Raw genomic sequence first — 24,676 nt, 5'->3', positions numbered from 1 at the left:
CACGCCGCCAGCGTTCGTCCTGAGCCAGGATCAAACTCTCCAAAAGAAAGTTGATTGGCTTCATTAGCGTCGACACCGAAGGTGTCGAAACGCTCGCGCTTCGTTTCGTTCAGTTTTCAAGGAACAAGAAACTGCTTTTGTAGCTTAACGACAACTATTATTATAAACAAACCTTTCAAAGTGTCAAGCGTTGTTTTCACCGCTTTGTTTCCACCGCGTTTATCGTGTTTATTCCGTCGCGGCAATATTTTATTATACATGTTATTGATCATTTGTCAACAGTTTTTTTGTTTCGATTCCGTTGCCGTTTGCCTTGTGGCATTGTACCTTGGCGAAACGGTGATTGTGATTATATTACGCCCGACTTTCTATGTCAACTGGAATTTCCATCCGCAATGTTGCAGACTGTCCTCCTGCAATGGCTGCTCACATCAACTATAATGAATGTAATAAGCCAAAAAACGAGCATCAACGAAGGAGGGATGGCTGCGATGAATCATTCATTTCCCGTTTTGCTTGACGCCTACCGCCGCCTTTGGCCGAACCGTTCGATTACAGCGGAGACGCTCGATGAACAGAATAGCAAAGCTCTTTTATACGAAACGATCAGGCAGGAGCTGCGCGACGAGTGGACACATCCGCGCGTGCGCCAAACGCCTGAAGTGAAGTTTCACTATGCGGTCAAACGCATTGCCGCTTCCGGTCTGCCGGATCGCCTGAAGTTGGAACTTCTTGATATTTATTTGGCCGTAATGGAACAGTTGCGGACAAATCATACATAAAATGATGATGGTTTGTTCACACTACCGAACGGAAAACGATTTTATCATAAAAAAGGAGGATGGCGACGATGGCGTTAATTCCTTACGACCCATTCCGTCATTTAGAAACGATCCGCCGAGATATGAACCGCTTCTTTACAAGCGACTTTCCGTCGCTGTTTGCCCAGATGGACGAACAGCACTGGATGCCGCGCATGGACATGCATGAAACGGAAAACGAGTACGTCGTTTCGTGCGATTTGCCGGGGCTCGAGCGGAAAGAGGATGTGCACATTGATGTGCACAATAACGTGTTGACGATCAGCGGTACCATTCAGCGCAACCAAAACATTCGTGAGGAACAAATGCATCGGCGCGAGCGCTTTTTCGGCCGCTTCCAACGGTCGATCACACTGCCGGCCGATGCGGCGGCGGACAACATTCGCGCGACGTACAAAAACGGCGTGTTGGACATTCATATCCCGAAAACAACCGCCGGAACGAAAAAACGGGTCGACATCGAGTTTCATTAAACGACCAAAAAGGGAGACGTTATGGTCTCCCTTTTCGATTGGCCCCACTGCTTGTGCGGATCACAAGGTCTGTCGGCACAACCACTTTCTTGCATATCGCCCGCTTCGTCGTCAACCGCTCAACAAGCAGCTCAACAGACGTTTCACCCATAAACTCCGTGTATACTTTTACGGTAGAAAGCGGCGGGTGAAGAAACGCAGCCGTCGGCAGATCATTGAATCCGACAACCGCTACATCCTCAGGTACAGCGATTCCGGCTTCATGAAGCGCGCGCAAGGCGCCGATCGCCATCGAGTCGCTGGCGATGAAAAATGCCGTCGGCAAGTCCCCGCTTGAGACAGCTTCTTTCATCAGCCGGTAGCCGTCCTCGGCGGTGAAGGCGCCGATCGATACATAGCGCGGATTGTACATTCCTTTTAAATATAAATATTCGTAAAACGCCGCCTCGCGCTCGTCGCGGATTGGCGTCCCTTCGTCGACATATTCGCGGCCGCCGATGTACCCGATTTCCGTATGCCCCATTTCAAGCAAATAGTCCAACACGGTGATCGTCGCCTGGCGCAGGTCAATGACGACCGAGTCGAACCGCCGCTCATCAGGCGAGCAGTCGACAAATACGATCTGCTTCGCACTCGAAGCGAAGGCGCTGACTTCTTTGGGCCCAAACTTCCCGACGGCGATGACGCCGTCAAGCCCCTCCATCCGCTCGGTCGGGTAAACGCCGTTTTGCTTAAACAGTTTGACGAGTTCAATACCGCGCTCAAAACATTCTTTTTCCACCCCGAGGCGGATCGCCATATAATACGGGTCATCGATTTCCTGGCGCTCGGAATACCAGTGGATGAGCCCGAAGCGAAACGACTCTCTCGCCTGTTGGTTTCGTTCCCGCAACGTTTTGTAGTTGAGCTCTTGGGCGACTTCAAAAATGCGTCTTCTCGTTTCATCAGAGACAGACAGCGTCGTGTCATAGTTGAGCACGCGCGACACGGTCGCCACCGAGACGCCGACTTTCTCGGCAATTTCTTTTAACGTGGCCATAGTCTGTTTGCGATCCCTTCCTTATGTTTCATATGAAACGCGTTTTTTCGCCGCATTTATACAAAGGACGACATGCGCTCCACCGCGTGGCGCATAAAGCGGCGAAACGCCTCTTTCCCGTTTTGATCCCGTTTAAATACCCCGGCATGTTCCAACACGGTGACAAAGCGTTGGCCAACTTCATAGCGCAATAAGTCGTGAACGTTGTCGTTCGTGATGTCCGGATAACCAAGGCGAATGGCTTCACACCAATCCCAATGTTTCAGCATCGCCTCGTCCCAGTCTTCTTTTTTCGTTCCATGCACGAGGTACGAAGCCAGCGTCTCAAGTTCCGCCGCCAGCCGTCCCGGCAGCACCGCCAGCCCCATTACTTCAATGAGACCAATGTTCTCTTTTTTAATATGATGCAGTTCTTCGTGCGGATGAAAAATGCCGTACGGATGTTCCGCTGACGTCCGGTTGTTGCGCAACACGATGTCCAATTCAAATAAACCGCCCCGGCGCCGGGCGATCGGGGTGATCGTGTTGTGCGGAACATCACCGCTGCGGGCGATAATCCCGACACTTGGGTCGCTGTACGTCCGCCATGCCTCATACAGGCGCACTGCCGCTTCCAACACGTCCGCTTTTGGCCCGGTCAGACGGATCACGGACATCGGCCAGCGCACAATGCCGGCGGTGACGGACGGAAACGATGGAAGGGGGATATGCTCTTCAATCTCCGCCTTTTCCATCGCAAACGTATAGCGCCCGCCTTGGAAATGGTCATGCGCTAAAATCGAACCGCCGACAATCGGCAAATCAGCGTTCGAACCGATGAAGTAGTGCGGAAACTTGTCGACGAACTCAAGCAAACGCTCGAGCGTCTTCCGCTCCATTTTCATCGGCACGTGTTCGGCATGGAAGACGATGCAATGTTCATTATAGTACACGTAGGGAGAATATTGGAAATACCACTGTTCACCTAAGAGCGCGATCGGGACGACCCTGTGATTGGAACGAGCCGGATGGCACCACGTTCCTTCATACCCTTCATTTTCTTTGCACAGCACACACTTTGGATACGAGGATGATGGCATCTCTTTTCGTTTGGCGATTTCCTTCGGATCTTTTTCCGGCTTCGCCAAATTGATCGTGATATCGAGCTCGCCGTAGACAGTCGGCACTTTCCATTGTTGGTTTTGGGCGATGCGCGCCGTTTGGATGTAGTTGGACGCTTGGCTCAGCGCATAAAACCAGTCCGTCGCCTCTTGCGGGTCGCGGCGGTATCGTTCGTAAAAGGCGCGGATCACTTCCGACGGCCGCGGCATGACGCAGTCCATCAGTTTCGCATCCCATATATCGCGCTCGGTCGTTGTATTCGTTTCCAACAATCGTTGTTCATATGCCCAATCGATAATGACATCCAACACCGGAGCAGGCGAGGCCAAAGGAACATCTTTGGCCTCAACCGGCTGCCACTCGGTGAGCTTAAGCGCCGCAAGCAGGCGGTTGCGCGCATAGACGACATCTTCCTCGGGAAGAAGGCCGTGCTTTTTCGCATAATCGATCAGTTGTTCAATCGCCGTCCAAATTCGTTCCATCGCTCACACACCCCGATAGCCGTTTGGCCGTGCTTGATGCCATTCCCACGCCGAGGCAACGATGTCTGTAATGGATGGATATTTCGGCTCCCACCCGAGCTCGCGCTTCGCCTTTTCCGATGAAGCGACAAGTTTCGCCGGATCGCCCGGACGCCGCGCCATGACGCGGGCGGGAATCGGGTGCCCAGTCACTTGCCGCGCCGCTTCGATCACTTCTTTGACGCTGAAGCCGTTGCCGTTGCCTAAATTGTATACACTGCTTTTCGCCCCGCTTCGCAGTTTCTCAAGCGCCAAAACGTGGGCATCAACAAGATCAAGCACATGAATGTAGTCGCGGATGCACGTGCCGTCCGGCGTATCGTAATCATCGCCGAAAATGGCGATCTCTTCGCGCTGGCCGAGCGGCACTTTCAAAATCAACGGAATGAGATGCGTCTCCGGGTCATGGTCCTCGCCGATCGTTGTCCCGTACGCCCCGGCGACATTGAAGTAGCGGAGCGAAATTGAACGGATGCCGTAAGCGCGGTCGGCCCATTTCATCATTTTTTCCATCGAGAGCTTTGTTTCTCCATACGCGTTCGTCGGTTCGGTCGGATCGGTTTCGACGATCGGGATTTGTTTCGGTTCCCCGTACACCGCGGCGGTGGAGGAAAAGACGATTTGTTTGACGCCAAATTCCTTCATCACTTCAAGCAACACTTGTGTCCCGTACACATTGTTGTCGTAATACTTCAGCGGCTCTTCCATGCTTTCGCCGACCAATGAATTTGCCGCAAAATGAATGACCGCCTCAATGTCATACTGGCGAAACACCTCGCGCAAAAACTCGCGGTCGCGAATATCGCCTTGGCAAAACACCGCCTCCGGGTGAACCGCCTCTTTGTGCCCCGTCTGTAAGTTATCCACCACGACCACGTTCTCGACTTTTTCGATCAGGCGGTATACCGCATGGCTGCCAATATACCCCGCCCCACCGCAAATTAAAATCATCGGCTCATCTCCTCCAGTTCCGTGAGTTCTTTCGCCCCGTCACCAACTTCAACGACATAAAAGCTTGCTTCGTACCCGATTTTTTCGACATACGCGTTTCCGACCCGTTCAATGAAGTCTTGAATATAGGCTTTTTTTACAATGTTCACCGTGCAACCGCCGAATCCGGCTCCGGTCATGCGCGCCCCGACCGTCCCTTCGTGCGCCCATGCGGCCTCCACGAGCGTATCAAGTTCGACTCCGGTTACTTCATAGTCATCGCGCAGCGACAAATGCGACTGCTTCATCAACTCGCCAAAGCGGACGAGGTCTCCTCGTTCAAGCGCCCGTGCGGCTTCCAATGTCCGCTCGTTTTCCATCACCGCATGGCGGGCCCGCTTTTGTTCGAGCGGGGAAAGAAGATGGGCGCACGCATCCAGCTCCGCGCTCGTCAGCTCGCCGAGCGAAGCGATGTCAAGCACGTTTTGCAGCTTCGCAAGCGCCGCCTCGCACGTCGCCCGCCGCTCGTTGTACGCCGAGTCCGCCAAGCCGCGCTTTTTGTTCGTGTTGGCGATGACGATCGCACAATCGTCAAGCACCAATGGCAAATAGCGGTACTCAAGCGTTTGGCAGTTTAATAGGATGGCGCAATGTTGTTTTCCCATGCCGACGGCAAACTGATCCATAATGCCGCAATTGACGCCGATGTATTTATTTTCTACGTTTTGGCTCATTTTCACAAGTTCCAACTGATCAAGCCCGCGCCCGAACAGCTTGTTGAGCATCACCGCGGTCACAAGCTCAATCGACGCCGATGACGACAGCCCGGCGCCGTTTGGGATCGTGCCGTAATACAAAATATCCAATCCGGTCTCCGGCGAACCGAGCGCTTGAAACGCGGCCAAAATCCCTTTCGGGTAGTTCGCCCAGCCGTGCTCGCTCCGGTACGACAAGTCGCCGTAAGAGACCGTGATCACTCCCGTTTCCGGGAAGTTTTGCGAATAAAAGCGGACAAGCGGCTTATCTGTCTGTCGGACGAGCGCATACGTGCCGATCTCGAGCGCGCACGGCAGCACATGCCCGCCGTTGTAATCCGTATGCTCGCCAATCAAATTGACGCGGCCGGGGGCGAAGAAGGTGCGGATGCCTTCGCCCAAGCCGCCGAAAAGTTCGATAAATTGCTGTTTTAAGGTAGGGATCATGGAAGGGCCTCCTTCAAGTCTTTATAGTAAATATTTTAGTTAATAGTTTACTAAAAATCAACGGCGAAACGAAATCTTTTTTAATACGTATAATCGTTTGAACATTTATTCACCTTAATATAGGAAGGAGGCGGAGCGGAGATGGAAACGCGACAGATGTTGAAACAAGAACTCCAAACCATCACCCACTGGGAACACTCGCAAAAAGACCTATGGTTTTGGGAAAAGCTCGGCCGCTTGCCGTTTCAAGTGCTTGATAAGCTGACGCCAAAAGCCGTCCATCGAAAACTCGGGCAGTTGCTTGATGAGTTGGGCAGCTATATTCAAAGCGGAGGGCACTATTTGGTGAAACAAGAGAGCGTGCTCGAGCGGCTTGGCGTTACTTCGCTTGCTGAAGTGCCGCACTTGTCGCTTGAGACGATGGATCGCGTTTGCGACGAATTGATTGAGGCGCGCGTCACGTTCGCCCAGCTGCAAGGGGCGGCGACCGGGGTCGGCGGGGCGCTGACGCTGGCCTTGGACATTCCGGCGCTGCTTGGGTTGGCGCTGAAAACGCTGCAAGAGATCGCCATCGTGTACGGATATGACCCGAAGGAAAAAGAAGAGCGCGTGTTCGTCGTCAAATGCCTGCAGTTTGCGGCCGCGGACATCGTCGGAAAAAAAGCGATTTTAGAGGAACTTGCGTCGTTTTCCGAAACGCGCAGTCACGTCTTTTCCGAGCTGCAAGGATGGCGGGAAGTGATGATGACGTTCCGCGACCAATACGGATGGAAAAAGCTGTTTCAAGCCGTGCCGATCATCGGGGTCGTGTTCGGTTCACTGTTTAACAAATCGTTTATGGAAGACATCGCCGAAACCGGGAAGATGCTTTATCGGAAGCGGCGCATTATCGAGAAGCTTAAACAGTTTGAACCCGGCATCTAACATGCCGGGTTCAATTTGTTTGTTTCGCCCTGATGCATCCGCTCAGGCCGCATCATTCCCCCTATCATCGAACAGCTTTCAATCGCCACATCATGCTGATAAAATCGCCCAAGCGGTGCGGCACCGCCACTCCGGCATACATCAGCTCGTCGCCGCCGTAGACGCCAAGGCCTTCGATTTCATAGTCTTGATTCGGGTCAAGCCCTTTGAGCCGCAAGTATGACAGCGGCGCGTTCGCTTCCGCCAGAACACGGAAGTAGGCGACGAGCGCTTCCGACTGATCTTCCGAGACGAACATCCACGCCGCCTCGTTGCCTTCAAACGGGCTGAGCAGCCGATAAAACGTGCCGAACTGGACGAGGCGGCGCACATCTTTGTAAAACGCGACTTGTTCCTTAATGATTTGTTTTTCTGTTTCCGTCAATTTCGTGATATTGAGCTCATAGCCGAAGTTGCCTGACATCGCCACATGGCCGCGCGTCTTGAGGGACGTCACCCGCCCGACTTGGTGGTTCGGCACGGCCGAGACGTGGGCGCCCATGGCGCTCACTGGGTAAACGAGGCTTGTACCGTACTGGATTTTCAGGCGCGAGACAGCGTCAGTGTTGTCGCTCGTCCATGTTTGCGGCATATAATAGAGAATCCCCGGGTCAAACCGCCCTCCGCCTCCGGAGCAGCTTTCAAACAAAATGTGCGGAAAGCGCGAGGTGATCTCGTCCATCACGCGATAGAGCCCAAGCATATAGCGGTGCGCCGTTTCGCGCTGGCGCTCGGGCGGCAGGGCGGAGGAGCCAATTTCCGTCATATGGCGGTTCATGTCCCATTTCACATAAGTGATGGGGGCGCTCGCAAGCACGTTCGAGATCGTTTCAATCATATAGTCGCACACGTCTTGGCGGGAATAATCGAGCACAAGCTGGTTCCGTCCTTCAGAGCGCGGGCGGTTCGGCACATGGAGACACCAGTCGGGATGTTTCCGGTACAGCTCGCTGTTTGGCGACACCATTTCCGGCTCAATCCATAAGCCGAACTGCAGCCCGAGTTCGTTCACTTGTTTCGCCAACCCGCCCAAGCCGTTTGGAAGCTTGCGCCGGTTGACGGTCCAATCGCCGAGTGACCGGCGGTCGTCGTCGCGTTCGCCAAACCAGCCGTCGTCAAGCACAAACAGTTCGATGCCCAGTTGCGCCGCCGTTTTGGCGATATCCATGATCTTTTCTTCATTGAAATCAAAGTACGTCGCTTCCCAGTTATTAATCAAAATCGGACGTTCCCGGTCGCGAAATGCGCCGCGCGCCAGGCGGGTGCGGTACAATTCGTGGTACGTTTGCGACATTCCGTTTAACCCTTGATCGGAGTAGACCATAACGACTTCCGGCGTTTGGAACGACTCTCCCGGCTGAAGCAGCCATGTGAAATCAAACGGATTGATGCCCATCGACACGCGGGCTGTATGGAATTGGTCGACCTCAATTTGGGCAAGGAAACTGCCGCTGTACACAAGGCTGAACCCATACACGTCTCCTTGGTGCTCATCAGCGTTTTTGGCAGCGAGCGCGATAAACGGATTTTGTTGGTGGCTGCTCGCACCGCGGCGGCTTTCGGCCGCTTGCACACCGGTCACAAGCGGGCGGCGCTCGATCCAGCGCTCGCGCCCCCACGCCCCGGGAAGATGGATCCAGTCATAATCGGCAGACGGGAAATCGACGCTCATGCTTAACGCCCGCAACAGCTTTAAACGTTCACGCCCCTTGTTTTCGAAACGGGCTGCGCGCGTGATGACGTTCCACTTTTCATACGCTGTATACTGCAACGTGACCTCTAGGCCAATCAGCTTATCTTCAAGGACAATTTCAAGTGTCTCCGCTTCTTGTTCGTGCTCAACATACGTCGCCGGCAGCCCATCAAGCTTTGGCTTCCCCTTGAAAATGCGATGCGTTTTGTAGCGCAAATCCGTTACCGTCGAGCCGTTTTCCAGTTGCACTTGATACGCCGGAGCGCGGAAGTCGGTATTCCCATAGGCTGGATATTCTTGCGGCAGCGTATCGAGCGAAAACGTGCGGTCGGATGGGTCAGGGTTGGGGGAAAACGCGCGATCTAGCCGCGAAAATGCCCCTGCGCCCCGAACAGCGCGCACTGTTTTTCCCCAATAGACATGCGCCAAATAGCCGGAGCGGACGAGTTGCATCACGTAACTCGACCCGCCTGTCTGTAAATGGAACTGCTTCTTTTGCGGATTGTATGTAATTGTCATCCTACTCCCTCTCTTTCACCATTGTACAAACAATTTTACTTAATTTTTACGAAAAAATCTATCAAAAAAGCGCCCAAACATGGGCGCTTTTTCATCCGCTTTCTTGCCGAGGTGTTGCTGTTTCCGGTTTTATTGATTGATGATCTGTCGATCGTCGCCCCCTGTCGCCAACGTTGCCTGCCGCAGCTCCCGGTCGAGCTCTTTCGCATAGATGTCGCGCTCTTCCTTCGTCCAATGCAAGTACCGCGCCATAAAGGCCATAACGGCTTCTTTTTCCCGCCGGACGGCGTCGATGTCAAACAACAGCGCGCCGGTGCGGCGGATGAAGTAATCCGTCGGTTTGGCGGCCATTTCTTCCTCGATGGCGTAGACGAGGCGGACGAACGTTTCGCGCATTAAGCCTGTTGAACGGTCGTACTGGCTGCTTAAGGCAAAGAGGCGGTCGACATTCGTGCCGTACTGTTTTGCCAGCCGCGCCCCTTGTTCTTCTGTCAGGCCATAGCGCGCCGCTTCTTTCGCTTTTTCGGCGGTGAAGGCCGGCAGCCGGTGCGAGCCGCCGATGTCGCCTCCGGAAATTGGCAGCTGCTTCGTTTGGCACGGGCGGAACGTTTTTCCCTCTTCTTTTTCCAATTGTTTGGCGACGAGGTCAACGACAGTTTCCGCCATTTTCCGGTAGCCGGTCAGTTTGCCGCCGGCGATCGTGATGAGGCCGGTCGGCGATGTCCAAATTTCGTCTTTGCGGGAAATCTCCGACGGGTCTTTCCCTTCTTCATAAATAAGCGGGCGGACGCCAGCCCAGCTCGACTCGACATCGGCGGCGGTGATGCCGACCGCTGGGAACATGAACCGGATCGCTTTCAATAAATAGTCGCGGTCTTCCTCCGTCATCGCCGGATGGGCCGGGTCGTCGTCGTAAAACGTGTCGGTCGTGCCGACGTACGTTTTTCCGTCGCGCGGAATGGCAAACACCATCCGGCCGTCCGGCGTATCAAAATAAATCGCTTGGTTCAGCGGAAACCGCTTTTGATCGATGACGATATGGACGCCTTTTGTGAGCCGGAGCCGCTTGCCCGTTTTTGAGCCGTCTTGGTCGCGGACGGCATCGACCCACGGTCCGGCGGCGTTCACGACCTTTTTGGCACGGATGTCGTATGAAAGGCCGCCGAGCATGTCGCGGCAGCGGGCGCCAATGATGCGGCCGCGTTCGTCGTATAAAAACTGTTCCGCTTTTGTATAGTTGATGACATCGGCGCCAAGTTCAGCCGCTTTTTTGATCACTTCGATCGTCAAGCGGGCGTCGTCGGTCCGGTATTCAACGTAATAGCCGCCGCCGAGTAAGCCGTCCCGCTTCAACAGCGGCTCTTTGGCCAGCGCCTGCTTGGCGGTGAGCATCGTCCGCCGTTCGCTCCGTTTGACCCCGGCCAATCGGTCGTACAGCCAGAGTCCGACCGATGTGCTCCATTTGCCGAACGTCCCATCGCGATAAATCGGCAGCAGCATCCATTCCGGCGTCGTGACGTGCGGGCCGTTTTCATAGACGATCGCCCGTTCGCGCCCGACTTCGGCGACCATTTTCACTTCGAACTGCTTCAAATAGCGCAATCCCCCGTGGACAAGCTTCGTTGAGCGGCTCGATGTCCCGGCCGCAAAGTCTTGCATTTCCACAAGCGCCACGGTCATGCCGCGCGAGGCGGCGTCAAGGGCGATGCCGGCGCCGGTGATCCCCCCGCCGACAATCAGAAGATCGTATCGTTTTCCGCTCATCGCCTGAAAAATATCGCTCCGCTGCTTGCTTGAAAATGCCATGAACATTCCCTCCTGTGTGAAAAAGACAAAAAGAGACCATGACAAACACGATAAGCATCTCGCCTACCATGCATGCATGGTCTCTCCATGTCTCCTGACTGATGATTAACTTGTTAAGTTCATTATAACAGACTAATGCTGATTTGGCTACTCCAATGAAGGCGAAATCATTTGCGAAATGCATTTCGCTGCACCAAGGCTAGCGATCATAGTGGCGCCATAACGTTTCATTGGACGTCGTCACCGCTGCTGCGCCGGCTTCTAACGCCCGCTCGACATCGTCCGGGGTGCGGATGAGGCCGCCGGCGTAAATCGGCTTTCCGGTCCGCTCTTTCACTTCACGGATGATGTGCGGCATCGCCCCCGGGATGACTTCAATGGAATCGGGGTTCGTTTTGGCGATCAGCTGATAGCTTTTCTCCAACGCGTGCGAATCGAGCAAAAAGATGCGCTGCACGGCGAGTACATGTTTTTGCCGCGCCTTCATAATGATGCCCGCCTTCGTCGAAATGAGTCCATGCGGACGGAACTCTTGGCAAAGATATTCCGCAGCATGCTCATCATGGCTCAGCCCTTGCACCAAGTCGGCGTGGACAATGAGCTGCTTGCCGTGCCGGCGTGCATAAGCAAAGACACTTTTTAATTGGGCGACATGTACTTCAAGCAGCACCCCGACTTGATAACCGCTCGCCAAAAAGGCATCAAATTGCTTCATCGTTTTCATGGCCGGAATAATTTGTTGTCTCGTCTCCATTGCGTTCTCCCCGGTTTATCCTCTCATTTTGTCGACGTCGTCTAAGCATGACAGCGACATCATTGTCCGCGGTTTGCATGTCGCAATTTTCACCCCGCGTTTGCGGAACTTCTCGACGACATGGTGAATCGCTTTTTTGCCCGCTGTCTCTTCTTCATGAAGATGCCCCATTGTCTCAACTCCTCTCCTATTCCGCTTTCGGAATGGCGAGCTTAACCGTTGTTCCCCGGCCGACTTCGCTTTCCATCATAATGTGCCCACCGTATTTATCGATCATTTCCTTGGCGATCGAAAGTCCGAGTCCAGCGCCGCCTTGTTCGCGGCTGCGCGCCTTGTCGACGCGATAAAAGCGCAAAAAAACGTTTTGCAGCTCTTCTTGCGGAATGCCGATGCCATAATCGCGGACGGCGACCGTCACAAACGATCCTTCCTCACGCAATGAAAGAGCGATTTTTTTAACGTGCTGAGAATATTTTACCGCATTGTCAAGCAAAATGAACAGCAATTGTTCAAAATGATGTTTTGCAATCGCCACACGCGCCGGCGCCCTTTCCGGCCGATCGACAATAAATTCAAAATCCGGGTGCAATACGCGGAAATTTTCCACTACTTGTCCGATGGCAGCAACGGCATTGACCGGCGTCACTTCTTTCGGGACTGTAATCGCTTCAGCCCGCGACAAGTCAAGAAGCTCAAGGACGAGCCGCTTCAACCGTTCCGCCTCTTTCGTCGCCGCCTCGAGCGATTCTTCCAAAATATCACGATTATGTTTGCCCCATCGCTGCAGCAACGAAAGATGTCCTTGTAAAATGGCGAGCGGTGTACGCAGTTCGTGGGATGCATCTTCGACAAACTGCCGCTGCATGGCGAATGAGCGTTCAATGTCATCCATCATGTTGTTGAACATAAGCATGAGCTCGGCGATTTCATCACGCGCCGAAGGCACATCGATGCGCTGCTTCAGCCCGTTGTTTTTGATGGCCGCCATCGTTTGCGCCAACGTTTTCAGCGGCCGGATGAAGCTTTGCGCCACAAGCCGTCCGGCGAGTGCGCTCGCTGCCATAGCCACCACCCCGATCACTGTCATGATGGCAAACAAAGTGTTCGTCACCTGTTGGAATTTCGTCAGCCGGCGGGCAATTTCAATCGTCCCGCGCAAATTTCCAATATGAAGCGGTTGACGAAGCAGCAAAAACCGTTCGTTGTTGACGAAGTGCTCATCCATTTTCAGCTTGTCGGGCACGCCTCCCGGCAACAGCGACACCGCAGCGCCATTGGAAACGGAGACGACGACGTTTCCGTCGTGGTCGGTAACACGAATGAGCTGATAGCGCTCATTCAACTTTTCCAAAAACGAACGGCTGCGGCGAATATCTTCCCATGATACATTACGTTTTTCTGCGTAATATGTTTCAATTTCCGCCACCGTTTGTTCCATTGTTTTTTCCTCTTCGTTCAGCAGCCATTGCTTGACAATATGGTATTGCAAAAAGGTAAAAACAAAGTACGTAATAAAAATCGCCCCGGCAGACAAAACGGTCAGCTTCCCTTTCAGCGAAAGCCTGCGGATGCGGAAGCGCTTCATGGCCGCATCACATATCCGGCGCCGCGCACCGTTTGGATATACCGCTCCTTATCGTGCTTATCGAGCTTTTGCCGCAAATAGCGGACATAAACATCCACAACGTTCGTCTCCACTTCGGTGTCAAACCCCCACACTTTATCAAGCAGCACATCGCGCGTCAAGACGACGTTGATATTTTGCATGAAAGCAACAAGCAAGTCGTATTCACGTTTCGTCAGCTCGATCAACTCATCCCCTTTTTTCACCGTGCGCGCCTGCGTGTCAACGACTAGATCTTTAAACGCCAACACTTGCCCATCCGATTCAGGGTGAACGCGGCGGAATAAGGCGCGGATGCGGGCAAACAGCTCTTCAATGGCAAACGGCTTGACAATATAGTCATCCGCTCCGTTGTCAAGTCCCATGACACGGTCAAATACGCTGTCGCGTGCGGTGATCATGATAATCGGCGTTGATTTGGCCGCCCGGATGCGGCGGCATACTTCCATCCCGTTTAAGCGCGGCAGCATGACATCAAGCAAAATCAAATCCCACGGTTCGGCAAGGGCAAGCTCCACCCCTTCACGACCGTCGCTGCACACGTGCACATCAAACCCTTCATGTGTTAAATCAAGCTCTAAAAACCGGGCCAAGCCGGCCTCATCTTCAATCAATAAAATCCTTCCATTCATTGGTTATGTCCCCTCTCTTGCATGCCTTTCCTCTATCGGGCCAAGAACCCGCCTTGTGCCGTTTCCCACTTTCATTTTACTACAGACAACGTAAAAGCCAATCACCAACAGGGCGGCCGGCGACGAAAACCGGGCGCCACCGGCCGCTCCCGCCCCGCCAGATCCGTAAGCTCCCGCATATCGAGCGGCAGCCGTCCGGCCGCCGCTCACGAGTGGCGGTCCACAAACCAGTCCACAATTGCCTGAACAATTTCAAACGCTTGATAAGAAAGAAGCGATACAGCCGTTCCAGAAAAAAACAGCATCACTAACCAATGAATCCAATGCATCACGCCCTCTCCCTTCCCACTGCCTGTTGGCCGGCAGCGTCATTTGTGCGCATGGTCATGGAAAGTGGTGTCATTATATTCCAACCGGGTTAAAACCGCATGAAAAAACGCTAAAAAATGCGGAAAGTGACTTTTCTCGCCGTCCGTACATACATTGACAATGAATCGGATCGCCTCCGTAGCTGCCAGCCATTCAGGCGATCGGAACTACAGGCAGCCGGAGGAAACTTGCCACTTCACAAACGGAAAGAGGGGGAGCGCAATGAACGGATCGTTTCAGCCACCGGCTGGCGAGGGAGGGGATCACCCGTTCCATCATTTGCGGAAAATGGTAAACCAATGGTTTGATGAACGGCCGCTGCAAAAATTGTTTGAAACGCTTGATGACTACTTCGCGCAAACATTTGCTGCGGCGTATATCCCGATCGAGGTGAAAGAAACGAAGCGCGACTATCAAATCATCGTCCGCCTGCCGGACATCAAGCGGGACCAAATTAGCTTGCAGTGGCATGAAGATGGGCTGCAGCTTGTCATCGATCACCATGAAACGATCGAATCGTCGGACGACAGCGGCCATGTATACGAGCGGCGCCAGCAGCGGCGGCGCGTGACGAGGATGATTCCGTTTCCATATCCGGTAGCCGAACACGAAGTGAAAGCTTCGTTCCAAAACGGTGCACTCGTCATTCGTCTGCCGCAAAAGCGGAAATACATCGATATCGACTAAATACAAAGGAGCACCTTCCGTTCATCCAAGCCATCAAAAAGGCCGTTCCCCATGTCGGGAGCGGCTTTTTTCCTATCGGGCTTCTATTGTTTGTGCGATGGGCTTCCGTATCGGTTGTTGTTTTCTGGCGTCGGATCTTTTTGGATGTCCCACTCTTTGGCAATTTCTTCGCGGTTGTTTGGGTATTTATTTTTCCGTTTCCGGTTGTCGTTGCGGTTCGTCACCGTTGATCACCCCCTTGCCGTTTGCCATTAGGTTGCGCGTTTTTCCGCAGCATAAACGAGGGATACATACTTTTCCCCTTGGTAAGCTACGCTACGGGTAGGAGGTGCAAAATGAATGGCGAAACTGCCCGATTTTAAACAGCTGAACGACCGGCTGATCAATGAGCCGTCCGATGAGCCGCGGCTTGTCATCAAAACGAAGCTCGATCCAGACCGCGTGACGGAAGAAAACCCGTATGCAGAAGGCAAAACAAACGTCAGCCGAACGTTTGCTTCTTTTTTTGAAGGAGGCGAACCTTGATGGAACAAACGCTCGCTTATTTGCGGGAAATTTTGTCCAACTACTTGGATCATCACGATGACACACCAAAACGCATCTACCAAAAGCTAATCAGTAAACCGTATCAGGGCGAGGGGGAGTTTGTCCGCGACTTATCGCAAGAAGAAAGTGCTTTTTTGGACCGCATTTTGCCCCATGAAATCCGTTATGCGATGGACGAGCGCGATTACGAACGCGTCTATCAGCTGAACGAAGTGTACGAACTGCTCACGTAACGATGCGAAAGCCGCTCCCCCGACAGAGCAGGGGAGCGAGCTTTCTCATTTTTGAAACGTGTTGAGCAGCCCTTTTAACATGCCGTTCACTTGATTGACCGTATTGATCATCTGTCCCATCGTGTTCATCATTTTGTTGATATCATACGTCCCGTCGCTGTTTTTAAACTGGGCGAGAAAGGACGGGCGCGGCGGCGGCAACAGCGGCCCCGGCTTCGGATACGGCATCGGGTGCGAAGGCATAGCGGCATGGGGTGGCGAAGCGTGAGGCCAATAAACCGTCGCGGACGGAACGTATGAAGACCAATAGTCGAAATAAGGCCACTGCCCCCCTAGGCTGTATGGCCCATGGAAGGACGGCGGCGAAACCGGGCGCGGATAACGGTACATGATCGTTCTCCCCCATTTTTGATCGTCGATTTCCCCATTGCAGGCAACGGGGATAGGCTGCCACTAGTATATGTGTAAATACCCGGCGGCGTGCGCACGGACATGTCACCTCTTGTCGGAAGTTTTAATTTTCGGAAATCGATTTTCCCCCTTATTTTCATGGTACGATGTAAAAAAGGGGAAGGGGGAAAAGCATCTATGAGCATCACTGAATTGAAACATAAGTTCATGGCGGTCAAACATTGTGAACCGGCTGAGGCAAACGAACTGCTCGATTTTGCCCGCCGCCTTTATTTGCGCGGGGAGGTTTCGCTCGCTGAGTACCGCGACCTAGTGCGTGAACTTGAAAAAGCCGGCGCCTGTCAACCGGATGAAGCAGGAGAATACGCCGGACTTTAGACCTCAAGGGAGCTTTTCCCTTCTTTTTTTTGCATATTTCCCACCCAAACGCCCCATCGTAATAGAAAGGGGGTGTTGGGCAATGGGCCGAGGCGTGCATTTCAACCATAAGCGAAAAGGCCATGACCACGAAAAACCGAAACATGGCCAACCAGTGCCGCCGAAACATACCGAACGGGTCGAATATGAGATCAACACCACCGCTACCGCGGAGGGCGGCCCCGTCTCGATCACAACAGGAAAAGATACGTAAAAGAAAAAGCTGTCTCCCTCGGCAAAGGGGACAGCTTTTCGGTTTCAAGGCAAAGCGCGATTCTTTCCCGCCTAAGTTGTCTCACCAAGCCTCTCCTTGACAAGTGCCAGCGTGTAAGCGACCGCTTGGCTGTATTGTTTGACGCGGCGGGCGGGAACGGATGGATAAAATGCTTCAACGCTCAGTTTGGCCATATGATCGACCGCAGCCTCTATTTGCCGCTTGTGAACATATTTCGGCTGCGCTTGGTGAATCCAGCGGAAAGCGGCCTCTTGCCACCGTTCGGCTGCCGCCTGCACTTCCTCCGCGAGCGGTTTGACTTCCGCAAAAAAATCCGGCTCCTCGTCCCGCTCGCGGGTGCGCCGGGCGATCGCCAGCAGCCGCTCATTGTACTCGTGAAGCTGTTCCGTCAGCGCTTTAAGCTCTTCTTCCATGGCGCCCCCCTTGCGTATATCGATGAACTCAGTTTGAACGACGTTCCATGCAACTATGGATCCGGAATATTCGCCGGCCGTTTGCCGCTGTTTGTATATGTTTCATCATATCATATCGGCCGGTTTTACACCAAATACAGTTTGGATGAAAACGGCAGCTCGACTGCTTCTTTCCCCTCACCGAACCGCTGTTCTACGCCGGCGATCCGCCCCTCAAGATGTCCGAGCTGCTCCTTGTTCTGGACATAACGCTCTTCAATCACATCGGCAATCACTTTTTCCATTTTGGCATCCACTTGCTCAATGAGCGTAACAATTTCCTGAAGCTGCTTTTCAATTTCTTCTTTTTTGATCAGCCGTTTCTCCATTCCTTCTCCCCCATTTCTGGCATGATGATATTCCATTCGCGGCGAAGGGAACAACTCCCTGCCGCAGCGACAAAAGTAGAACGGATTCGGCAAAGAAAGCGGGGAGCAGCCGCAATTCGACAACTCCCCGTCGGAAAAGAAAAAGGGCGCATATTGCTTAAGCGTATGGTATAATAAAAACCATTCAAAGGAGATGAACGCGATGGCACTCAAATACCCGGGCGGAAAAGAGTATCGCGGAAACAGACCAAACACGGCGCGCCAACGGGCGGCCGATTATGCCAACCGCGGCATGACGCTCGAAGACGACTTAAACGCGACGAATGAATATTATCGGGAGCGCGGCATCGCCGTCATCCACAAAAAGCCGACCCCGGTGCAAATCGTCCGCGTCGACTATCCGAAACGGAGCGCCGCCGTCATTAAAGAGGCATACTTCCGACAGGCGTCCACAACGGACTACAACGGCGTCTATCGCGGCAAATACATCGACTTTGAAGCGAAGGAAACAAAGAACAAGACGGCGTTTCCGCTGAAAAATTTCCATGCCCACCAAATCCGCCATATGGAGCAAGTCATCGCCCACGGCGGCATTTGCTTTGCCATTTTACGCTTTTCTGTGCTCAATGAAACGTATTTGCTTGATGCCTCCCATTTAATTGCCTGCTGGAATGAACAGGAAGCCGGCGGGCGGAAGTCCATTCCGAAGCGGGAGATCGAGCGATGCGGGCATTACATCCCGCTTGGCTACCAGCCGAGAATTGATTATATTAATGTAGTAGAAAACGTGTACTTCACCGTTTGAGGTGAAAACTTGTAAGAAAGGCAGGATTTGCTTATGTCTGGTGAATATCGTTCTCGTGTAGAACGAAAGCAGGCAGCGAAACAAGCGAAACAAAAGAAAGGGAAAAAGAAAAAAGGAGTATCGTGGTTGAGAACGATCGCCATTGCGATTTTGCTTATGATTGTGATCGGAGCGGCGAGCGGCGTAGCGGCGTTTGCCTACTTCGTCAAGGACGCCCCTCCGCTTGACGAGGCGAAAATCAAAGATCCGCTCTCTTCCACCATATACGATATGGACGGAAAGAAAGTCGCCGAACTCGGCGGCTACAAGCGGACGTATATTTCGTATAAAGATGTGCCTAAAGTGCTCGAAAATGCCGTGTTGGCAACCGAAGACGCCCGCTTTTATGAACATCACGGCATCGACATTGTTCGTCTGGCCGGCGCCGTCATCGCTAATATTCAAGAAGGATTCGGAGCGGAAGGCGGCAGCACCATCACGCAGCAAGTGGTAAAAATGACGTTCCTGTCGTCGAAAAAAACGTTGGAGCGAAAAGCGCAGGAAGCGTGGCTCGCCTTGCAGCTTGAGCAAAAGTATTCAAAGCAAGAAATTTTGGAAATGTACTTGAACAAAATTTATTATTCGGACGGCATTTACGGCGTCGCCCGGGCGGCGGAGTATTACTTCGGCAAGACGAATTTAAAAGAGTTGACGCTCCCCGAGGCAGCGCTCTTAGCCGGCATGCCGCAAAGTCCGAACCGGTACAATCCGTACGACCACCCGGAAGCGGCGAAAAAACGGCGCGATACCGTCTTATCGCTCATGGCGAAACACGGCTTTATCAGCCAAGAAGAGGCGGAAAAGGCGAAACAAGTGCCGATCAAATCGATGCTTACCGAACGAAAAAAACCGCAAAGCTCCGTGCCGTATGATGCCTTTATTGACGAAGTGATCAAAGAAGTGACCGATAAAGCGAACGTTAACGTTTTTGAAGATGGGCTGAAAATTTACACAACGCTTGATCAAGAGGCGCAGTCATACGTCGAAAACCTATTAAACTCCGACCAATACTTTACTGGTAAAAAAGATTTGCAGTCGGCTATTGCCCTCATCGACACGAAAACAGGCGCCATTCGCGCCTTAGGTGGCGGTCGCAACCGCGATCACGTCGAGTTCGGCTTCAACTACGCCATTCAGCCGGTCGGCCAGCCCGGTTCGGCGATTAAACCGATTTTGGACTACGGGCCAGCCATTGAATATTTAAAATGGTCAACCGCGCACATTATCGTTGACGAGCCATACACGTATTCGGACGGCACGCCGATCCGCAACGCTGACCGGAGATACGCCGGACCGGTGACGATGCGTTATGCGCTGACTTGGTCGCGCAACATCCCGGCGTTAAAAACGTTCCAAGCGGTCGGCAAGGAACGGGCGAAAGAGTTTGCCAACCGGCTCGGCATGGGCTTTAACGAAGTAGAGGAAGCGTACTCGATCGGCGGTGTCAAGCGCTACGTGTCGCCGTTGCAAATGGCCGGCGCCTATAGCGCCTTCGGCAACAACGGCGTATATACAAAGCCATACGCCGTGACCAAAATCGTCTTCCCGGATGGCACGGAAATGGATTTGAAGCCAAAGCCGAAGCGGGTCATGCACGACTACACGGCCTATATGATTACCGATATGCTGAAATCGGTCGTTCGCTCCGGCACAGGGCAAAGCGCCAACATTCCGGGGCTTGAGCTGGCCGGCAAAACGGGAACGACCAACTACGGTCCGTCCGGCGCCCAGTTTGGTTTATCGGAGGGCGATGTGCCGGACAGCTGGTTTGTCGGCTATACGCCAAACTATACCGCCGCCGTTTGGACCGGCTTTAGCAAAAAAAGCAGCACGGCATCGCTCGACAAGACAGAACAAAGAATTTCACGCTCGCTGTTTAGAGCGCTTATCTCCGAGATCGACGACGGCAGCGGGGAATTTGAACGACCGGACAGCGTCGTGAAGCTGCCGATTAAAAAAGGCACGAATCCGCCGAAACTGGCAAGCAAATATACGCCGGCAGACGAAATTACGTATGAACTGTTCGTGCGTGGCACTCAGCCGACGGAAGTCGCCAAAGACGAACCGAAAGAGCTGCCGGCAGTCAAAGACTTAACGGCCTCATACGACGGGGCGGCAAACACGATTTCCGTCTCTTGGTCGTATAACGAACAGACCGACAATACAATCTTTGAAGTGCGCGTCAAAGATGATCAAGGCCATACGGAAACAATCACGACCAAAGATGTCGGCGTGACGATCACGAACGTGACGCCGGGCGCTTCATATACGATCGCCGTCTATGCAAAAGAAGACGATCGGATAAGCAAGCCAGCCATCACAAGCGTCCGCATCCCTGGCGGTGAACAGCCGCCGACGCCGGATGATGAATCTGGCGATGATGACAACAACGGCGCCGGCAACGGGAATAACGGAACAAACGAAAATAACAATAACGGTAACAATACCAATGGCAACAATGGAAACAACCAAAACAACGGCAACGATAATGAAAACAGTGATGACGGCGGAGACGATGGCAATGACGGAGACGAAGGGACCGGCCAAGAGAATGGCGATGATGGCACAACGCCGCCAACAACGCCAACCAATCCACAATCAGGAAACGGCTACAACGCTGGCATGAAAAATGGGAATCGCCAGTGAGATCGCCTGCTTCAAAAAAGCGGATGGCTTTATCGGGCCATCCGCTTTTTTATGGCGATTTGCTTATGGGCAAGCTTCTCCGTTTCGGCAAACAGTTCATTGAGCTGAACAAATGACAGATATCGATCGGGACCGGCAAAAATAAACTGCAGCCGCTCAACGGCGTTGACCGGTTTATGCGGCAGCGCCGCCACCGTATCCATCCAATCCACAACGTTCGCCATCGGCCGTCCATTCAGCCAGCAGAGCGCCGACAGCAAATACGCCAACCCACGCACGATCGGACCGCGGGCAGCGCGGCGGTCGCGCCGGGCAAAACAGCGCTCAAGTTCCACCTTTTCTTCATGCCAAAGAGCAATGAGCGCCGGCAGCGACTGTTCGAACGCCTCCCATGGCGGCGGGAAGGGCGGGACGATATCATAATAAAACGGCACATGCTTAAAAAGGCGCGGGAACGGCTCCTCAGGAAGCGCGTCAGGCATATGCCCGTCCGGGAAAAAAAGCGGATGGGCCCATTCAGTCGGCACGCGCACGATCGTTCTCCCTCTTTCGCATCCTCTTTTTCCCTTCGCGGCATAAATGAAGAAGCGGACATACCGGGCACTGGGGTGCCTGCGCCTTGCAATGGTAGCGGCCAAAAAAAATCATCCGGTGATGGGTGATCGACCATTCCGCTTTCGGAATTTTTTTCATCAGCGTTTGTTCAACCTCAAGAACCGAGTCGTTCCAGCGGCAAAAGCCGAGCCGTTTGCTGACGCGCTCGACGTGCGTATCAACAGCAATGGCCGGCACGCCAAACGCGACGGAGGCAACGACGTTCGCCGTCTTCCGTCCTACACCCGGCAACTTCATCAATTCGTCGCGGTCGCGCGGCACTTCGCCGTTATACTCCTCTATTAACATCGCGCACAGCTTTTGAATGTTTTTCGCCTTGTTCCGGTATAAACCGATCGAACGGATGTCCTGCTCCAGCTCTTCAAGCGGCACAGCGATGTAGTCGTGTGGCGTCCGATATTTTTCAAATAGCCGCTTCGTCACTTTATTGACAAGCGCATCGGTGCACTGCGCCGATAAGACGACCGCGATCAACAGTTCAAACGGGTTGCGGTGTACAAGCTCGCAATGGGCATCCGGAAACATGTTCGCCATCTCATCGAGACAATAGCGAATTTGCTGTTTCGTCAACACCGGCCTCCTCCTCCTTTCACAACGGTTGATCCCCCGTTCATTTTGGCCAAACAAAAACGAGAGACCATGCTCTCGTTTACGGGTCAAGCCAGTTAAAAAACGGAATCGTCTGCTTAAATTCTCCTGTCGCCTGTTTCGCCGGACGGGCGGACGGCTTCGGTTTGCGGAATTTTTTGCCGTAATCGTGCGCCTGCTCGATCGTGCGGATGCCGTTCTTTTTCCACTCAAACAAAATGCGGTCGATGTAGCGGAAATTCAATTTCCCTGACAGCACCGCCTCGCGCAGCGCCGCCTTGATGATGGCCGGCTCATGGCCGTCTTGGTCGATCCACATCGCAAGCGTTTCGCACTCAAATGGAGAAAGCGGACGGCCAAATTCCTGCTCAAATATCGTATACAAACTTTCCTCTTCTTCCTGCTGGACGCTTTGCCCGTTCTTGACTTCCTGCACGTACAAATGGTGCACCAACTGCTCCCAAAGCGGCTCAAGTGTATATTTTTCACTGCGAACGCCACGTTCGTCCGTATGTTCCTCAATGGCGACCATTCCTTTTTGCAAAAGCCGCCGCATCATCTCCATACATTCCGCCGCCGGAACGGTCATTTTCTCAGCCAGCTCGGCCGGTGTCGGGAATGTGACGCCTTCTTCCAAAAATGATTGCATATGCAAAAGCAAGACGAGCTCCCCTTCGTTCAAGCCGAGCCGCTTGTAATGATTCAGCAACAGTTTCGGAATGACGACACTTCCTTGCGCCAACCATTCGGCCACCTTTTTCTTTTCCATGCCGATGCACCTCAACTATAGTATAACATGACAATGGCGAAAAAACCCCCTTTTTGCAGGGGGTTTTTTTATGGATATAAACGGTTGAGCAACCGCGGGAACGGAATCGTTTCGCGCACATGCTCCACACCGCAAATCCAGGCGACGGTGCGCTCAAGGCCGAGCCCGAATCCGGAGTGCGGCACGGAACCGTATTTACGCAAATCTAAATACCATTCATATGCTTCAAGCGGCAAATGATGCTCCTCGAGGCGCTGCTTTAGCAGTTCATAATCATGAATGCGCTCGGAACCGCCGATAATTTCCCCGTATCCTTCCGGCGCGATTAAATCAGCGCATAGCACGACATCCGGGCGGCTTGGATCCGGCTGCATATAAAATGGCTTTAATGACGTCGGGTAATGGGTGATAAACACGGGCTTGTCAAAGCTTTCCGCAATCGCCGTCTCATGCGGCGCACCAAAGTCGTCACCCCATTCGATGTCAGTAAACCCTTTATCGTGCAAAAGCTTGAGCGCTTCATCATACGTCAGGCGCGGAAACGGCGGCTTGACCAACTCAAGTTTGGCGACGTCGCGCTCAAGGCGGCCAAGCTCGAGCCGGCAGCGACTAAGCACCGATTGCACGAGGTGGGAAACATACTCTTCTTGCAGCCGTAAATTGTCTTCAAACTCATAAAACGCCATTTCGGGCTCAACCATCCAAAATTCGATCAAATGCCGGCGCGTTTTTGACTTTTCGGCGCGGAATGTCGGACCGAACGAAAACACTTTGCCGAGCGCCATCGCCGCTGCCTCCATATACAACTGGCCGCTTTGCGACAAATAGGCGTCCTCATCAAAATATCTCGTATGGAACAGCTCGGTCGTTCCTTCCGGCGCGCTGCCGGTCAAAATCGGCGCATCGACTTTAACGAAACCGCGGTTGTTAAAAAATTCGTACGTCGCGCGGATGAGTTCGTTGCGAATTTTCATGATCGCGTGTTGGCGCCGGGAACGAAGCCAAAGGTGGCGATGGTCCATTAAAAATTCGACACCGTGCTCTTTTGGCGTAATCGGGTAATCGACCGCTTCATCGATCACCTCCAAGTTCGTAACCGACAGCTCATAACCAAATGGCGATCGTTCGTCAACGCGCACCGTGCCGGTTACATACAGCGACGTTTCTTGCGTCAGCGCTTTCGCGCGTTGAAAGACCTCTTCCGAGACGTTTGCCTTTTCAACTACGCCTTGAATAAAGCCCGTTCCGTCACGCAGCTGCAAAAAGGCGATTTTTCCGCTTGAGCGCTTGTTCGCCAACCAGGCGCCGATCGTCACTTCTTGACCTACATGTTGGTTCACTTCAGCAATCGTCGTTTTCACGTACACATTCCCTCCAATAATCGACACGTCCATCATTCGCTATTATACCGTTCTGCCGAAACGGCGGCAACGGCCAAGGGGCAATCCATCTCCTGG

General features: G+C 53.2%; 29 protein-coding genes. 10 read left to right on the top strand and 19 right to left on the bottom strand.

Annotated elements, in window-relative coordinates; genetic code table 11:
- Positions 1-491: 491 nt before the first annotated feature.
- Positions 492-782 (top strand): hypothetical protein, encoded by a 291-nt coding sequence (locus ACTVDO_RS11875; protein WP_020960256.1) that lies wholly within the window; start codon positions 492-494, stop codon positions 780-782.
- A gap of 68 nt (positions 783-850) precedes the next feature.
- Positions 851-1,294: an Hsp20/alpha crystallin family protein gene (locus ACTVDO_RS11870; RefSeq protein WP_020960257.1), complete on the top strand. Its 444-nt coding sequence runs from the start codon at positions 851-853 to the stop codon at positions 1,292-1,294.
- A gap of 19 nt (positions 1,295-1,313) precedes the next feature.
- On the opposite strand, the gene ACTVDO_RS11865 is transcribed toward ACTVDO_RS11870, so the two are convergent.
- The 4 genes from ACTVDO_RS11865 to ACTVDO_RS11850 are packed head-to-tail and all read right to left on the bottom strand — an operon-like array spanning position 1,314 to position 6,087.
- Positions 1,314-2,333 (bottom strand): LacI family DNA-binding transcriptional regulator, encoded by a 1,020-nt coding sequence (locus tag ACTVDO_RS11865; RefSeq protein WP_020960258.1) that lies wholly within the window; start codon positions 2,331-2,333, stop codon positions 1,314-1,316.
- Between the two features lie 56 nt (positions 2,334-2,389).
- Positions 2,390-3,916 (bottom strand): UDP-glucose--hexose-1-phosphate uridylyltransferase, encoded by a 1,527-nt coding sequence (gene galT, locus ACTVDO_RS11860; RefSeq protein ID WP_442901583.1) that lies wholly within the window; start codon positions 3,914-3,916, stop codon positions 2,390-2,392.
- Between the two features lie 3 nt (positions 3,917-3,919).
- On the bottom strand, positions 3,920-4,906 hold the full coding sequence (gene galE, locus ACTVDO_RS11855) for a UDP-glucose 4-epimerase GalE (protein ID WP_020960260.1): 987 nt from the start codon (positions 4,904-4,906) through the stop codon (positions 3,920-3,922).
- The gene (locus tag ACTVDO_RS11850) at positions 4,903-6,087 is read right to left on the bottom strand and encodes a galactokinase (RefSeq protein WP_442901582.1); all 1,185 of its coding nucleotides are present in this window, start codon (positions 6,085-6,087) and stop codon (positions 4,903-4,905) included. The genes galE and ACTVDO_RS11850 overlap by 4 nt, the downstream gene beginning before the upstream one ends.
- 141 nt (positions 6,088-6,228) lie before the next feature.
- Between ACTVDO_RS11850 and ACTVDO_RS11845 the strand changes: the two genes are divergently transcribed.
- Positions 6,229-7,011 carry an EcsC family protein gene (locus ACTVDO_RS11845; protein ID WP_442901581.1) on the top strand — a complete coding sequence of 261 codons (783 nt, stop codon included), beginning with the start codon at positions 6,229-6,231 and terminating at the stop codon, positions 7,009-7,011.
- Positions 7,012-7,075: 64 nt separating this feature from the next.
- Here the strand turns inward: ACTVDO_RS11845 and ACTVDO_RS11840 are convergent, their stop codons facing one another.
- The 7 genes from ACTVDO_RS11840 to ACTVDO_RS11810 all read right to left on the bottom strand — a co-directional run bounded on the left by ACTVDO_RS11840 (position 7,076) and on the right by ACTVDO_RS11810 (position 14,407).
- Positions 7,076-9,262 (bottom strand): alpha-galactosidase, encoded by a 2,187-nt coding sequence (locus tag ACTVDO_RS11840; RefSeq protein WP_442901580.1) that lies wholly within the window; start codon positions 9,260-9,262, stop codon positions 7,076-7,078.
- Positions 9,263-9,391: 129 nt separating this feature from the next.
- The gene (locus ACTVDO_RS11835) at positions 9,392-11,068 is read right to left on the bottom strand and encodes a glycerol-3-phosphate dehydrogenase/oxidase (protein ID WP_442901579.1); all 1,677 of its coding nucleotides are present in this window, start codon (positions 11,066-11,068) and stop codon (positions 9,392-9,394) included.
- 199 nt (positions 11,069-11,267) lie between these two features.
- Positions 11,268-11,822, bottom strand: coding sequence for a glycerol-3-phosphate responsive antiterminator (locus ACTVDO_RS11830; protein WP_020960265.1), 555 nt, complete (start codon positions 11,820-11,822; stop codon positions 11,268-11,270).
- Between the two features lie 15 nt (positions 11,823-11,837).
- The gene (locus ACTVDO_RS11825) at positions 11,838-11,993 is read right to left on the bottom strand and encodes a hypothetical protein (protein WP_020960266.1); all 156 of its coding nucleotides are present in this window, start codon (positions 11,991-11,993) and stop codon (positions 11,838-11,840) included.
- Positions 11,994-12,009: 16 nt separating this feature from the next.
- Positions 12,010-13,407: a HAMP domain-containing sensor histidine kinase gene (locus tag ACTVDO_RS11820; RefSeq protein WP_020960267.1), complete on the bottom strand. Its 1,398-nt coding sequence runs from the start codon at positions 13,405-13,407 to the stop codon at positions 12,010-12,012.
- Positions 13,404-14,078: a response regulator transcription factor gene (locus ACTVDO_RS11815; RefSeq protein ID WP_020960268.1), complete on the bottom strand. Its 675-nt coding sequence runs from the start codon at positions 14,076-14,078 to the stop codon at positions 13,404-13,406. Before ACTVDO_RS11815 ends, ACTVDO_RS11820 begins: the two co-directional genes overlap by 4 nt.
- A 206-nt stretch (positions 14,079-14,284) precedes the next feature.
- Positions 14,285-14,407, bottom strand: a complete 123-nt coding sequence (locus ACTVDO_RS11810) for a hypothetical protein (protein ID WP_020960269.1) — start codon at positions 14,405-14,407, stop codon at positions 14,285-14,287.
- A gap of 262 nt (positions 14,408-14,669) precedes the next feature.
- On the opposite strand from ACTVDO_RS11810, the gene ACTVDO_RS11805 reads away from it, so the two are divergent.
- The gene (locus ACTVDO_RS11805) at positions 14,670-15,134 is read left to right on the top strand and encodes an Hsp20/alpha crystallin family protein (RefSeq protein ID WP_020960270.1); all 465 of its coding nucleotides are present in this window, start codon (positions 14,670-14,672) and stop codon (positions 15,132-15,134) included.
- An 83-nt stretch (positions 15,135-15,217) separates the two neighbouring features.
- Here the strand turns inward: ACTVDO_RS11805 and ACTVDO_RS11800 are convergent, their stop codons facing one another.
- Entirely contained in the window at positions 15,218-15,358 is a 141-nt protein-coding gene (locus ACTVDO_RS11800; RefSeq protein WP_020960271.1) for a hypothetical protein, read from the bottom strand.
- 115 nt (positions 15,359-15,473) lie between these two features.
- Here ACTVDO_RS11800 and ACTVDO_RS11795 point away from each other — a divergent pair, with 115 nt between their 5' ends.
- On the top strand, positions 15,474-15,659 hold the full coding sequence (locus ACTVDO_RS11795; RefSeq protein ID WP_020960272.1) for a hypothetical protein: 186 nt from the start codon (positions 15,474-15,476) through the stop codon (positions 15,657-15,659).
- Complete coding sequence (locus ACTVDO_RS11790) at positions 15,659-15,913, top strand: sigma-G-dependent sporulation-specific acid-soluble spore protein CsgA (protein ID WP_020960273.1); 255 nt, start codon at positions 15,659-15,661, stop codon at positions 15,911-15,913. The genes ACTVDO_RS11795 and ACTVDO_RS11790 overlap by 1 nt, the downstream gene beginning before the upstream one ends.
- Positions 15,914-15,958: 45 nt before the next feature.
- Here the strand turns inward: ACTVDO_RS11790 and ACTVDO_RS11785 are convergent, their stop codons facing one another.
- Positions 15,959-16,303, bottom strand: a complete 345-nt coding sequence (locus ACTVDO_RS11785; RefSeq protein ID WP_020960274.1) for a YppG family protein — start codon at positions 16,301-16,303, stop codon at positions 15,959-15,961.
- Positions 16,304-16,501: 198 nt separating this feature from the next.
- Here ACTVDO_RS11785 and ACTVDO_RS11780 point away from each other — a divergent pair, with 198 nt between their 5' ends.
- Positions 16,502-16,702, top strand: a complete 201-nt coding sequence (locus ACTVDO_RS11780; RefSeq protein ID WP_020960275.1) for a YppF family protein — start codon at positions 16,502-16,504, stop codon at positions 16,700-16,702.
- A gap of 82 nt (positions 16,703-16,784) precedes the next feature.
- Positions 16,785-16,955, top strand: coding sequence for a hypothetical protein (locus tag ACTVDO_RS11775; RefSeq protein ID WP_020960276.1), 171 nt, complete (start codon positions 16,785-16,787; stop codon positions 16,953-16,955).
- Between the two features lie 71 nt (positions 16,956-17,026).
- Here ACTVDO_RS11775 and ACTVDO_RS11770 read toward each other — a convergent pair whose 3' ends face one another.
- Positions 17,027-17,389, bottom strand: a complete 363-nt coding sequence (locus ACTVDO_RS11770; protein WP_020960277.1) for a YppE family protein — start codon at positions 17,387-17,389, stop codon at positions 17,027-17,029.
- Between the two features lie 125 nt (positions 17,390-17,514).
- Entirely contained in the window at positions 17,515-17,757 is a 243-nt protein-coding gene (locus tag ACTVDO_RS11765; protein ID WP_020960278.1) for a hypothetical protein, read from the bottom strand.
- Positions 17,758-17,959: 202 nt separating this feature from the next.
- On the opposite strand from ACTVDO_RS11765, the gene recU reads away from it, so the two are divergent.
- Positions 17,960-18,562 carry a Holliday junction resolvase RecU gene (gene recU, locus ACTVDO_RS11760; protein WP_020960279.1) on the top strand — a complete coding sequence of 201 codons (603 nt, stop codon included), beginning with the start codon at positions 17,960-17,962 and terminating at the stop codon, positions 18,560-18,562.
- A gap of 33 nt (positions 18,563-18,595) precedes the next feature.
- Positions 18,596-21,247, top strand: a complete 2,652-nt coding sequence (locus tag ACTVDO_RS11755) for a PBP1A family penicillin-binding protein (protein ID WP_442901578.1) — start codon at positions 18,596-18,598, stop codon at positions 21,245-21,247.
- Between the two features lie 29 nt (positions 21,248-21,276).
- Here the strand turns inward: ACTVDO_RS11755 and ACTVDO_RS11750 are convergent, their stop codons facing one another.
- The 4 genes from ACTVDO_RS11750 to asnS all read right to left on the bottom strand — a co-directional run bounded on the left by ACTVDO_RS11750 (position 21,277) and on the right by asnS (position 24,580).
- On the bottom strand, positions 21,277-21,780 hold the full coding sequence (locus ACTVDO_RS11750; RefSeq protein ID WP_442901577.1) for a YpoC family protein: 504 nt from the start codon (positions 21,778-21,780) through the stop codon (positions 21,277-21,279).
- On the bottom strand, positions 21,764-22,435 hold the full coding sequence (gene nth / locus ACTVDO_RS11745; protein ID WP_020960283.1) for an endonuclease III: 672 nt from the start codon (positions 22,433-22,435) through the stop codon (positions 21,764-21,766). The genes ACTVDO_RS11750 and nth overlap by 17 nt, the downstream gene beginning before the upstream one ends.
- A gap of 76 nt (positions 22,436-22,511) precedes the next feature.
- The gene (locus ACTVDO_RS11740) at positions 22,512-23,219 is read right to left on the bottom strand and encodes a DnaD domain-containing protein (protein ID WP_020960284.1); all 708 of its coding nucleotides are present in this window, start codon (positions 23,217-23,219) and stop codon (positions 22,512-22,514) included.
- Between the two features lie 68 nt (positions 23,220-23,287).
- Complete coding sequence (gene asnS, locus ACTVDO_RS11735; RefSeq protein WP_442901576.1) at positions 23,288-24,580, bottom strand: asparagine--tRNA ligase; 1,293 nt, start codon at positions 24,578-24,580, stop codon at positions 23,288-23,290.
- Positions 24,581-24,676 lie beyond the last annotated feature (96 nt).

This window comes from Geobacillus sp. BK01 (genome assembly GCF_052220245.1).
Taxonomy (GTDB): domain Bacteria; phylum Bacillota; class Bacilli; order Bacillales; family Anoxybacillaceae; genus Geobacillus.
This window is presented reverse-complemented; position numbering and strand designations above follow the sequence as displayed.